Origin of the sequence: Aestuariivivens insulae (assembly GCF_022662195.1) — a bacterium.
Classification (GTDB): Bacteria; Bacteroidota; Bacteroidia; order Flavobacteriales; family Flavobacteriaceae; genus Aestuariivivens; species Aestuariivivens insulae.
The window spans coordinates 22,079-35,262 of record NZ_JAKMCS010000007.1 but is presented as its reverse complement, the minus strand read 5'-3'; the positions used below and the strand labels follow the sequence as shown (position 1 = coordinate 35,262).

7 protein-coding genes are annotated in these 13,184 nt (G+C 36.2%); all 7 read right to left on the bottom strand.

Going from position 1 to position 13,184, the window contains the following annotated elements; genetic code table 11:
• Positions 1 to 1,515, bottom strand: coding sequence for a sulfatase family protein (locus tag MR062_RS10105; protein ID WP_242204038.1), 1,515 nt, complete (start codon positions 1,513 to 1,515; stop codon positions 1 to 3).
• 13 nt (positions 1,516 to 1,528) lie between these two features.
• Positions 1,529 to 4,831, bottom strand: a complete 3,303-nt coding sequence (locus MR062_RS10100; RefSeq protein WP_242204037.1) for a DUF5107 domain-containing protein — start codon at positions 4,829 to 4,831, stop codon at positions 1,529 to 1,531.
• Between the two features lie 33 nt (positions 4,832 to 4,864).
• Positions 4,865 to 7,705, bottom strand: coding sequence for a sugar-binding domain-containing protein (locus tag MR062_RS10095; RefSeq protein ID WP_242204036.1), 2,841 nt, complete (start codon positions 7,703 to 7,705; stop codon positions 4,865 to 4,867).
• Positions 7,706 to 7,713: 8 nt separating this feature from the next.
• A complete protein-coding gene (locus MR062_RS10090; RefSeq protein ID WP_242204035.1) occupies positions 7,714 to 8,472 on the bottom strand; it encodes an SGNH/GDSL hydrolase family protein in 759 nt (252 codons plus the stop codon).
• Between the two features lie 5 nt (positions 8,473 to 8,477).
• Complete coding sequence (locus tag MR062_RS10085) at positions 8,478 to 9,881, bottom strand: sugar porter family MFS transporter (RefSeq protein ID WP_242204034.1); 1,404 nt, start codon at positions 9,879 to 9,881, stop codon at positions 8,478 to 8,480.
• A 40-nt stretch (positions 9,882 to 9,921) separates the two neighbouring features.
• The gene (locus MR062_RS10080) at positions 9,922 to 11,475 is read right to left on the bottom strand and encodes a sulfatase (RefSeq protein ID WP_242204033.1); all 1,554 of its coding nucleotides are present in this window, start codon (positions 11,473 to 11,475) and stop codon (positions 9,922 to 9,924) included.
• Between the two features lie 93 nt (positions 11,476 to 11,568).
• Positions 11,569 to 13,083 (bottom strand): glycoside hydrolase, encoded by a 1,515-nt coding sequence (locus MR062_RS10075; RefSeq protein ID WP_242204032.1) that lies wholly within the window; start codon positions 13,081 to 13,083, stop codon positions 11,569 to 11,571.
• Between the last annotated feature and the right edge of the window lie 101 nt (positions 13,084 to 13,184).

Sequence of the window (13,184 nt, the reverse complement as noted above, 5' to 3'; positions counted from 1 at the left end):
TTACTTATCACATAGAATTTCTTTTAATTTCGCCTCCATTTTAGCTACGATTTCTGGATACTCGCTTGCCAAATTTTTTTCTTCAGAAGGGTCTTCGTCTAAATTAAATAACTGTGGTTCTGTTCTAAACCCGGGGTCAACAAACTTCTGCACTATCCAATTTGGTACAGGTTGAGCTTTAGGTTTAATGTATTTCCAATTATCCATTCTAAAACCAAAAGTGTATGACTCTTCCAACAAAAATTTGCGCCCTTTATCGGATTTTCCTAACCAAGCATCCATAAAATTTTGACTATCTACAGCATCACCTTTTTCAATCTTTTGATTAACTAAGTAAGCTAAAGACGCATACAAATCAACTTGGGACAACAATGCAGAACTTGTACCAGGTTTAACTTCCTTTGGCCAATGTACAATAGTGGGCATTCGTGTTCCAGCCTCATAAGCTGAGTATTTACTACCTCTGTAGATACCTCCCGGTTTGTGGTCACCTACCAATTCCCTTGCATAATCAAAATAACCATCATCTAAGATAGGGCCATTATCACTTGTAAAAATAATTAGGGTATTCTCCAGCAACCCCTGTTTTTCGAGTGCTTCTTTAATTTGACCTACACACCAGTCCATTTGGGCTATTACATCGCCACGAGGTCCCATGGTACTGCTTTCTACAAATTTGATATTGGCGACTCTGGGTTGATGAATATCATGTAACGAAAAATAGAGAAAGAAGGGTTTATCATTACTAGCGTCTATAAAGGCTTTTGCTTTATCCGTAAGTACATAAGGAAATTCCTCATCTACCCACAGGGCATCTTTCCCACCTTTCATATAACCAATTCTGCTAATACCATTGATTACGGCTCCTTGATGGTAAGGGTCTGTATGTTGTTTTAAAAGTTCAGGATGCTGAAAGCCCCAAGGATAACCTTCTATTTTAGCTCCATAGCTTACTGTTATTGGGTCGTTAGGATCTAAACCAACAACTTTTTGGTTTTCTAAAAACACACAGGGTACCCTATCTCCCGTAGCCGGAATTAAAAAACTATAATCAAATCCAACTTCTTCAGGGCCTAACGGTATCTTTCTATTCCAATTGATTTTACCCTTTCCTAGCCCTAAATGCCATTTACCAACCACCCCCGTTCTGTAACCTGCTTTTTTTAGCATCTTTGGTAAGGTTTCTATATTGGGGTCTATTATTAATGGTGCATCGCCTTCTAAAATTTCAGCCTTATTCCGAAAGGCATAACTTCCTGTTAACAAAGAATATCTCGACGGTGTACAGGTTGATGCAGAACAATGCGCATCTGTAAAATTTAGCCCATTTTTGGCCAGTGTGTCTATGTGAGGTGTTTCCACCCCAATAGCACCATTTACGCCAATGTCGCCATAGCCCAAATCGTCAACATATATGATCACAATATTAGGATGAGTACTTTGGGCGCAAGCTTGAAACGCTATACAAAACAAAGTGCTAAACACTATACTCTTGATGAGAGCTGACAATTTCATCTCCTTTTTACTATTAATATTTAACACCAACTAGTGCTTGATGAATATGCGCTGGAATATGCGACGAATTGGTATCAGTAACTTTGGTGAAAGCTTCTGTGGCTTTACAATCCTCGCCTTTACCTAACTGTCCCAAACCAATCATATAATTACAATGAATCTTATTAATGACATTCAAATCTTCTTCCCAAATCAATAAATCAGGTAAAGAAATAGCAAAATAATCCAATTTAACATTGTCATTTATATGGGTTTTTCCATAATTTAACAAATTATCAAACCGGGTATTGGCTTCGTCCATTCTGCCTAGTTTTTGTAATGCCAGTCCTTGATAGAAAATTTTATCGGGTTGCTGGTCGTTATAAAAAATTGCTGGACTTGGGTCACTCAATCCCTTCGAAGCTAATTCGAGATAAGCTTTGGCTTTGTCATCTTCACCAAGACCTTCATAGGCACATCCTAACCAGTAATCAATATCATTTTCAACCGTACCATGTAATTTACCTTCACCTAGATTATGAGGATAATCTTTAGACTGCATTAAAAGTTCAATAGCGTCTTCATAATTCTTTACATAGATATATTTTTTTGCAAGTTCTATATTACTTGTTAGATATTGAAAAGGTACTTTGCCTTCGCCACCTTCCCATGGATGGAATTGACGTTTATCTATCAAAGCTTTTGCTTTTTCAAAATCGCCTTTCAAGTTATAAAGCGCAATACGTTCTAAGTACAAATCATCTCTAGAGTTAGTTAAATCAATATATGCTTCTAACAGTGCCAAACGCTTATCAATTGACACATTAATCTTTTTGTACAATTGATCTAATTCCATCAACAGTCTAGCATCGTTATTATCCAATTGGAAAGCTTTCTCTAAATGCATCACTGCCAATTCTTTTTGATTGGTTTTGTTATAATACAACAAAGCTAAATTACGATGCGTAATTGCGAAACTATCGTCTAGTTTTACTGAAGTTTCCCAGCACGCTTGTGCTTCTTTGTATTGTCTGTTGGCATACCAGAAATTACCCAAATAATAAAATGCTTTTGCGTCTGACGGATTGGCTTTACATGCAGATTGAAGTGCTCTAACTTCCTCTACTTTATTTGGAAAACAATAAGTATCTGGCATTTTTGACGCTTTTTTGTAAGCTTCTAGAGCACTACTACTATCCCCTTTCTGGTCTAAATACCATCCCATGAAATAGTATACCATTGGGTACACTTCACTATTAGCATCGGTATACAATTTTAATAAGGCAACTGCTTCATCAAATTGACCTGCCATAGCATAATCTAAAGAGAACTCAATGTAATTATGAGCATAATTTCTAAGGATATCCTTAAAAGCTTTCAAATCTTCATCAGCATTAGACAAGATGTACTTTTCATAAAGTACCCCAAAATTGAATTTATCAATAGCTAAAGAAGCTTCTATTAACTGTTTAGCCTCTTCAATCTTACCAGTTTTTCTAAGCAAAATGGTTTTTAGGTGTCTTGCTTTATGGTTACGCCAGTTTTTTATTAAAGCTCTGTCTACCAAATCCATAGCTTTTTCCAAATCACCTCTTGAGCAATCTATTTGTGCTAAATTGAAATAACCCGCATCTTGCCATTGGGCATTCCAACAGGCTTTAAAGAAACTAGCATAAGCTTCTTCTTTTTTACCTAAATAACTCAAGGCCATACCTTTGTTAAAATAAGGCTCGCCGTCATAAGGATTTGGATTGTGGCTAGTCAAGGTTTCAATAGCAGTATCAAAATACCCGATAGCTTTTTCCAATTGCCCTTTACGCATATACCAAAGCCCCATAGCATTGTTGTTACGTACGTCTTTTGGTGAGCGTCTTAAGGCTTCTTCATAATAGTCTTTAGCCACAAAAGTAGCATGTCTGTATTGCTCTAAATGCAGTCCTCTTAAATACAAGCCCTCAATAGTTTCAATATCCTTAGGGTCTTTAGCCGCTTTAGCTGGTTCAGGAATTTCATCTGACAAATATTTATCTGGCTCCCAAGCCACTAAAACATTGCCTGCACTATCATTCACTGAAATTTGTAAATCATCAAATATATTAGATCCAATGTCAATCATTTTTTCAAAACCAACTTCAGGAGAGAGATCTAACACCTCTTCATGCAACACTTTACCGTTAGCACTTAATGTGATAACACAATTATCGTATGTAGAAGTAACATATACTTTAACCTGTGCTTTACCATCTACCATTTCAAGGTTTACTAAGGCCTCTTTAGTTGCATTCTTTACAACGCCCACGTTGTAATAAGGCATAAAATATTGCTTAAAACTCTTCTCTTCATACGGATGCATCCATGAGAAATCTGGTTGGTTATCGGTATAAACCCCACACATCAATTCGATGTAGGGTCCGTCTTCATCAGTTAAGTTTCTGTCCCAAGCTTTACCAAATTCTCCGTTACCCCAAGTCCATTGTTTTTTCCCAGGAGACACATTATGGTCTGCCACATGAAGCAATCCACCTTTTGAATCATTTTCGTAACCTCCCACAAAATCGTATTTTGAAGTGATGGCCATATAGCTTGTTGGTACTGGGATATTCTTATATCTAGATATATCGGTTCCTGGTGAATAGTCTACTTTATAATATTCGCCTTTAGCAATTGGAAATTCCGATACATCACGCTTACCGTGATCAAACACGGCATTTACATCAGGTGGAAAAACAGACTGGTAATGGTCATTAACCGCCACAGCAGGATTTGCCCACCACAAAAAGGTTTGAGGGTGCGGTGTTCTATTATACAAATGTGCTTTAATTTCAATATATGCCTTATCAGGGTGTAAGGTAAAACCAGCCATCCCTTTAGTACGGAACATACGCTCCAACTCACTTACCCAAACGGTTTTACTACCATCTTCATTGTCTTCAATATAAAAATCTGTTGGGTCGTAAGTACTTGGTCTATGGTGTTGTGGCCAGTTAAACTCAATACCACCAGAAATCCAAGGCCCTGTTAACCCCACCAAAGCTGGTTTGATAACATGATTATAGTAGACAAAATCGCGCTCACGAATCTTATCATACGCTCTTTGGATTCGCCCACCTAAAGCTGGCAAAATCATTAATTTGATGTAATCATTTTCAATAAAAATGGCATCCCATTGCTTATCCACCTTCTCGTCACTGATTTTTTCAATAACAGGATTTGGATATACTGCACCACTACTCGCTTGATATACGCGTTTTTCTAAAAAAACTGGATATTTCTCTGGTGTCCCTACCTCGTATGTAGGAATGGTTACTCTCTCGTGCCAAGCTTTTACTGTATTCATAATCTTTAAATTTTATGCTTAGTTTGTTTGTTTCTAATAGGTTAATAGTGCTTTTAGCTGACTAATTTTTAATTCGTTTTTAGGATTAAAATCCTGACTGGTCATATATGTTTTTAAACTGTATAATAACTGTTGAGCTTCCAGTCTATTTTCTAAATCTGTATGCAGGTCAATTCCTGAAAAAATCAACTTTCCTTTACCAACTTTTACTTCAAAAATTAAAGCGAGTTTTCTATTTTTAAACCAATCGTCAATAACTCTTACAATAGGATTTAATTCAGGTAAATCGTCAAAAACAATAGCATTGGAATGACTCATGGCATCCCACCATTGCCAATTGGAATGGTATTCTGTTGGGAAGTTGGATAAACCTGGATGCTGTGGGTTACATAAAATCCCCAAGGTGTGCGGTTTCTGTTCATTCGTCCAAGAGGTATTCCAAAAAATACTTGAAAAACCAATACCAATATCACCTCCTTTTTCGGGCGCAATATCACCTTCATTAATGTTTAAAAGCACATTACCCCCATTTTCCAAATAGCTGATGGTTTTTGCATCTAATTTGCTCACCACCAGTATTTCATCCTCATTTTCAATAGGCTCTTTCTTCGCAGGATACACCCAAACATCCCAACTGTTTTTAAAATCACCAACAGTTACATTTAAGGTTAGTTTTTGTGCTTTTGTAATAGTATTTAAAGGTTGATTTACAACACCTAATTGAATACCGCTACCTATTGAAATATCCGTTTTATCCAATTCTCCTTGGGAAAAAACACTGCCATCTTTTTGAATTAATTCCCATTTTGGAGTTACTTCTTTTAAAGGATATTCCCCAAAATGAGCTATTTCAATTTTAGCGGTTAGTGTATCTGTATTTTTTAATGTTCGTTTTGATAAACGCGCCAGCGGAACGGTGTTACCACTGAATGCTTTGAATTCTTCGGGTGAAGTATATCCTTTTTCATCCCAAAAAGGATCTAAAATACCCACTAAAGCCGTACCTTGACCTGGGAAATCATGTAAATCCAATAACTGATAACCTGCCATTCCTTTTGTTCTTAGGGCAGCTTCAATATCTGCTTTATAACAAAGAGTTTGCAATTTTCCTGATGCCAACAAAAAGCTATCTGCTAATTTTAGCATTCCGTTTTCTTCCAACGATTCTTTGAAAATCTCGAAGTTTTTAGGTCTTAAAACACCTGTATATTTCGACATTTCTTTGAAATTAGGATAGACGCACCATTGCCCCATTTCATGGCTTACATATGGCATTGGTGTTTTGTTTATAAACTTACTCCAATCAAACTCTGTCTGTGGTGCTTTTGCATTGATGATACTTTCTAAGTTCTCGTTCCAACCCTGAATTCTTGGACCTCGGTGATTGTAATAGTCCATGTTTTCAAGGTATGGATACCCAGCGCCACTGGTATATAACCTGCGGTTATCAAATGCTTTAAAATGATTGACATACTTTGTTAAATACTGCTTATGATTTTTTCCACTCGGTTCATTACCATAAGTCATGAGCACAAACGACGGATGATTACCGTAAGCATTGATAATATCCTCGCCTTCCTTATACAACCATGTATCCACAGGTTCACCATCCCCCAGACCGGATCTCCATGCAGATGCTTCAGCTTGAATATAAATACCCATTTCGTCGGCAGCCTCAAATGCCGCTTCGGGTGGACACCATGAATGAAAACGGATATGATTTAAACCATGTGCCTTAATAATGTTTATGATGCGTTTCCAAGAATCCACATCTGTAGGTGGATATCCTGTTAATGGAAAAATGGCACATTCTAGAGTTCCTCTAAGATATAGTGCTCGGTCATTAATAGTAAAAATTGTTCCATTAGCCTTAAAGTCCCGCATTCCGAAAGTTTCCACTTTTTCGTCTAAACCTTTTTCAGAATTTAAAGACAGATGCATGTCGTATAAATTGGGATTGAACTCATCCCAGAGTTTAGTCCCATCACCCATTGGATACTCCAACTCAACTATTTTGGAATCATCAATTTGAATTGACTCCTTTAAAACTTCAAGAGTTCGTCCGTTTACTGATCTCTCCTTGGCTTGAAGTGTTAATTCTGCTGATTGATTTGTCCCGGTTCCGTTTTCAATTTGAACTGTAACTCTAACTGTTTTATCTGAAACGTTAGGATACAATTTCACATTTCCTATGGATAATTTTGGAACTGCGGAAAGCGATATATCACCAACAATACCATTCCAATTGGTTTGAGTATTATCAGAAATACTATGGGCATCTAAACCTACATTGATGCTTTTTACACGGTTGTCTACACGAATGGATATAGTATGTTCTCCTGCTGCTAATTCACCTAAATTATAATAATGGGCAGTCGCTAAACTGTTCTGCATTCCCAGTTTATTATCATCTACCCAAACTTTAGATTCCCAATGTACGCGCTCCAGATTTAAAACAATATTTTTGCCTTCATAGGATTTTGGTATGGTTATTTTCTTCTGGTACCAAGCCGCTCCTTTGTAATCTTTAACAGGCGTTAACCAAAAAGACACTTTCACGTTACCATCTTGTCTGTACCTTTTCATGTCTTCAGACTTGTACCAAAGGCTATCGTTCCACATATTACCCGTCCACTTAGTTTTGACCGATATATCATTACCCTTACCATTTTCGGGCATTGACCCAGGTAAATTAATACTGTCCTCTAAATTTAAAATGAACCATTTTTCCTTTTCGCCTTGGTCTAGTGAGTCAATTTTAAAATTCCACTTTCCAGACAAATCGATATGAGCAGTTTCATCACTTTTGCAATTGTGTAAAGTGAAGCCTATTGCTATTAAAAGGAGAATGATATGTTTACTAAAAATCTTCATTTCTATAATTAATTGGTTTCACAATTCGAAGTTTTGAAATATTCAAAAATGGCATCCGCAACAAACTGATGTCCTTTTTGGTTGATATGATTATTCTGAGACATATAGCCAATTAGAGGCTCAGATTCAGCTAATTCTTTAAATAAAGCGTAACTATCTACAAGGCCTACTTTGTACTTTTTTGCAAGTGCCCTTATTTGCTCGCTATGTTTTGCAAGTGGTGCCTCATCTGCAGTAATATCTTCTCTGGTATCAGGTGTGGGAGTTAATAGAATAACTTTAGTACCGTATTCCAAAGCTTCCTCAATTATTTGTTCCCAAGCAACTTTAGCACGTTCTAGGCCGATACTTCTATCGTTTAGTGCATAATCAATAAACAAAACATCTGGTTTATATATTAAAACCTCCGCCTTAAAACGTTTAGCTCCTTGTTCTGCCTGTTCACCACCAATTGATGTGGTTATAGTATTTACAACAGAATAGGGATAAAAATCATTTACCTTTTTTAATGTGCGATAAGGGTAAGCATTTAACCTATCTAACACACCTCTTGTAGTATATCCTGTTGGTACCGAATGTCCATGAAACACTAAGTTTATAGTGCGGTTATTTGGCCATTTAACTTTAAGTTCACTTTTCAAGGAATCTAAGTAATGTACCGAATGTGGGCAATCATTTGTTTCAATTAATTCTTGAGCATAAGATTTATAGGGGCTACAAACTAAAAACACCCCTAAAATCAAGTATATACCAAGTACTTTTTTCATGCTTTTTATTCCTTATCTTTTGTCAATTCTAGTTCTATTTCTTCAAGGCTTTTACCTTTAGTTTCGGGTAACTTTGATTTAATAAACAAGAACCCAACAATACATATTAAACTGTATACCCAAAAGGTTCCCGAAGCTCCTAAAGCATCATTTAAAATTGGGAATGTAAACGTTAAAACAAACGATGCTACCCACAAAGAAAATGTAGCGATAGACATGGCAACCCCTCTAATTTTATTAGGAAAAATTTCAGATAGTACTACCCATGTAATTGGTGCTAAAGACATGGCATAAATAGCAATAGCAGTAATTACTAATAATAATACTGGCCAACCTGTAAACTGGAAAAAGTAAGCACCACCCAAATTTAAATACACAACTCCTAATCCAATAGAACCTAACAACATCAATTTTCTTCGTCCCCAACTATCTACAGTACGCATAGCCACTAGTGTGAAAATTAAATTGACACTTCCGGTAATCACTATATTGAATAACATATCGCCTACACTATAACCAGCAGCAGTAAATATTTCTTCGGCGTAATTGAAAATGATATTTATACCACACCATTGTTGGAAAACAGCCAATACAATGCCTATAACCAAAATGGGTTTTATTTTGGCCGATTTTAAATCAGCGATATTGACTTTAGCATGTCCACTCTCTTGCAAAGTCAACTTAATACTATTTAATTCTTCTTGAGCATAGGTCTCTCCACCTATTTTTGCCAACACTTTTTTGGCAGTTTCATCCTGATTTATCTTTACCAAAAACCTTGGACTCTTTGGAACAACAAACATGAGTATAAAAAACAATATTGCTGATACTAGTTCTGCCCAAAACATCCAGCGCCAACCTGTTTGTCCGTTCCAAGAGTTTAAAATCATTTCCGGTGTACTGTTTTCAGGAATAGCTTCTGCTATAAAATAATTAGCTACTTGAGCTGCCAATATTCCTATAACTAAAGTCAACTGATTGATAGCCACGAACTGACCTCGATATTTTGCAGGAGCAATTTCAGCAATGTACATGGGGGATAATGTAGAAGCCAATCCAATACCTAAACCACCTATGAGTCTGTAAATTATAAAAGGAGTAAAATTATCAACATATCCAGTTCCAAAGGCAGAAACAATGAACAATGAAGCTGCCAAGATTAACGGTATCTTTCTACCAAATTTATCGGCTACAAATCCTGAGATAACAGCTCCAAAAATACAACCAATAAGAGCACTACTCATGGCCCATCCTTGTAAAGTGGGCTCTGAAGTAATATCAAAATAAAGCTCGTAGAACGGTTTCGCACCACCTATAACTACCCAGTCATAACCAAAAAGGAATCCTCCCATAGCCGATACTAGTGCAAGAAATAGTAAGTATGTAAAATTGAATTTAGTGTCTCTCATGCTTCAGTTATTTTGGTTAGTTGTTGAATTATGCTTTTTATTAATCTTTTGTATTCAAACTACTGTCGTACCAATTATTATTGGGATTAAAATTTTTACTTAGAAAATCCATACGTTGTTTTTCTAAACGTTGTTTCATTTTAGTTTTTCGCTCTTCATATTTGGCTTTTGCCTTCTTATCATCATACTTAGCATACGCTTCAGGAATTCTAGCATTTACACTTTCTAAGTATACATCAAGCTCCTTTCTTAAATTTTGAGCAATCTCCGGTTTTTCATCTGCTATATTCTTTGCTTCACCTGGGTCTGATGTTAAATTATATAGTTCATCATGTCCATCTTCCCAGTAATGGATAAGTTTATACTGATCTTTTCTAATGATGCTCACAGGATCTCCTCCTTGATTTCCATAATGCGGATAATGCCAGAATAAAGGCCTAGTCTCTAAACTTTCTCCTTTTAAAAGCGGCACCAAACTCACTCCATCGACAACATGTTGAGGATGTTTTTCAGAACCAGCTAAGCCTAAAAGTGTAGGATAGAAGTCTATCCCTGAAACTGGATAATCAATTTGCTTGGGTGTGTTTTTTAGCATTGGTGCTTTAATTAAATAAGGCTCTCTAATACCACCTTCCCATTGATAACCTTTACCGCCACGTAACGGATAATTTGTAGTTGAAAAAGCGTCACCACTTGCCACACCACCATTATCTGATGTGAAGACTATAATGGTATTATCCTCTAATCCTAACTCCTTTAATTTATCAAGTACAACACCAACAGCATCATCCATAGATTCTACCAAACCTGCATAAACAGGATTATCCTGTACGGTTCTAATGGGTAATCTAGCTTCCATTTCGAAACCAGATTCAGGAATTCCTTGTGCTTCGGCCTTATCTCTGTACTTTTTCCATTTCTCCTCTGTAGTTTCTATAGGGCCATGTACTGCGTAAAAAGAAAGGTATGCGAAAAATGGCTGATCTTTATTTACTGAAATAAACTCTGCTGTTTCTAGAGCCAGACGCTTAGTAAGGTTTTCCCCTTCGTACTTATAATCTAACTTTGGGTTTCTCCAAGGTGCATAGTATCCTCCTTTAGGGCCTCCAACTTCCCAACCGCCTATATTAATATCAAAACCATTATTCTCTGGAGAAAAAGGTTCATCTCCAAGATGCCATTTTCCAGCAAAAAATGTTTTATACCCATTAGCCTTAAGGGCCTCGGCAATTGTTATGGTTGAATCAGCTAAAGCATGTTCATATTCTGGAGGCATCACTTTAGTATTGTAATAATCGCCCCATTCTTCACCAGTAGCGGCTCCAATCCAATCCGTCACACCATGGCGTGCGGTGTATTGCCCCGTCATTAAACTAGCTCTAGATGGACTACATACTTGACATGCAGCATAGCCTTGAGTGAACTGTACACCTTCTTTGGCTATGGCATCAATATTAGGTGTTTCATAATACTGGCTACCTGCATAGCTTAAATCATGTGCGCCTAAATCATCAGCAAGAATAAAGACAATGTTAGGTTTCTTAGATTCTGTTTCCTCTTTTTTCTCATTATCCTTGTTTTTACAACCATTCAAAAGAATGGTTGTAAAACAAAGACAAAAAACTAAAACTAACTCAAACTTAACTAACTTGATTCTTAAAAAGTTCATTTCTTATATATTTTGTTTCTAGAAGTTTCCAATTAACGTATTAACAGAACGCGCTTCTAGAGTTATTTTTTTATCAACTACTCTCTCAAACTCTAAATCCTTATCCTTTGATGTTACATATTTTGAAACTATGTTATAGTCTTTAAAATCCAAGGTAATAGGTTCATTACCATAATTGATTCCTACTATAACTAATTCTGATTCTTTCTGACTTGTATAAGCAGAGAACATGATTCCATTATAATCGTCATCAATCAGAGAATCATCATCTTGAAGACCAATCTTTACCCGCGTCATATTTGGTCTAACAAAACGAGCGTAATTACCCAATGCCCATAATAGTTTTGAATCATGAAACACTCCATCAGACTTCATTTTATCCAAATTGAATAAATCCTCCTCATCTCCAGTATCAAGATATATAAGACCATCTTTAAAATTGGCATTGGTTAATGCTGTCCACCATTGCCATGAAGAAGCATTGGCTAAAGTTAAATCAGCATGAATAACTCGAGCCACATAGAGCGCGGTGTCCATACCTAAATCTCTCTTATGACCACTACCAATATCATCTGTTTTTTCTAAAATACAGAATTCACTTTGCCAATAATCAATATTATGAGTAGATAATTGTTTATTTAATTTTTGCCTAATGGTAATCAAACTATCAACTGGCCAGGTGGTAAAATAACTATGGCCAGAAATGTTGCCTTTTACATTATTCAATGCCCTAACATTATTTTCGGCATCAAAAAAGTAATCTATTTGATTTCCCCTTTCAGGTTTACCATAGCTAGAATACAGCCATCTTAAATCTGCTGCTTCGGCCAAAACGATTTCCGTTTCCAAATTACTTTCTTCAATATCTTTAACTAAAAGCTTTGTTAGCTCTAAAATGTTCGAATTGGTTGCAGGTGTACCTTCTTGAGTTTTCTTTTCCCAATCCCATTGCGGTTCATTAATTGGACTTAAGTATGCAAACTTTAAACCTTTGGAGTCAAAATGTTTTAAAACTTCAACCATAAATTGGGAATACACATCAAAATATTCAGGTTTTAGATTAATCTCCCCATCTTTATTATCTCCATTATATCCTTTGCCATTTTTGGTCCAATGTACGGGTGCAGATATAGAAAATGCCAAAAACTTATCTACTCCAAATTTTTTCGCTTCATTTAAAAACCATTGCTGCCCCTTTTGTTTACTCCAATCATAATTCCCCTTATAATCAACAAACGATTCAGCTCTACGCCAATCATTTTTTATATCAGAGGCACCCCCTTGTTCCATAGTACCAGCGCCAATATAGAATCTCCAGATGGATAGCCCAATACCCTTCGGGTTGCCATCACCATCAAGTTCTTTACTAAATAACAGTTCAGCAATTCTCTGTTTTTTTTCGTCGGGCCAATGGGCACCAACATATTGACAACGCCATGCGTCTGAAGCTCCAAAACCATCAATGGTTTGAAACTTATATTTTTTATCAATATTGATTTTTAGCGTTTGTGCATTAAGGAAAAACGAAGACATAAAAAAACAAAAAACCAAACTAACAAGATGTATTATATTGTTATTTTTTAAAATTTGTTTTTTTATATTCATTTTTGGCATAACATTAATAATAACAAAGA

Excerpts from the sequence above, each read along its gene's own strand:
- MR062_RS10075 (WP_242204032.1), bottom strand. The coding sequence starts at position 13,083 with ATGTCTTCGTTTTTCCTTAATGCACAAACGCTAAAAATCAATATTGAT.
- MR062_RS10100 (WP_242204037.1), bottom strand. The coding sequence starts at position 4,831 with ATGAATACAGTAAAAGCTTGGCACGAGAGAGTAACCATTCCTACATAC.
- MR062_RS10090 (WP_242204035.1), bottom strand. The coding sequence starts at position 8,472 with ATGAAAAAAGTACTTGGTATATACTTGATTTTAGGGGTGTTTTTAGTT.
- MR062_RS10085 (WP_242204034.1), bottom strand. The coding sequence starts at position 9,881 with ATGAGAGACACTAAATTCAATTTTACATACTTACTATTTCTTGCACTA.
- MR062_RS10095 (WP_242204036.1), bottom strand. The coding sequence starts at position 7,705 with ATGAAGATTTTTAGTAAACATATCATTCTCCTTTTAATAGCAATAGGC.
- MR062_RS10105 (WP_242204038.1), bottom strand. The coding sequence starts at position 1,515 with ATGAAATTGTCAGCTCTCATCAAGAGTATAGTGTTTAGCACTTTGTTT.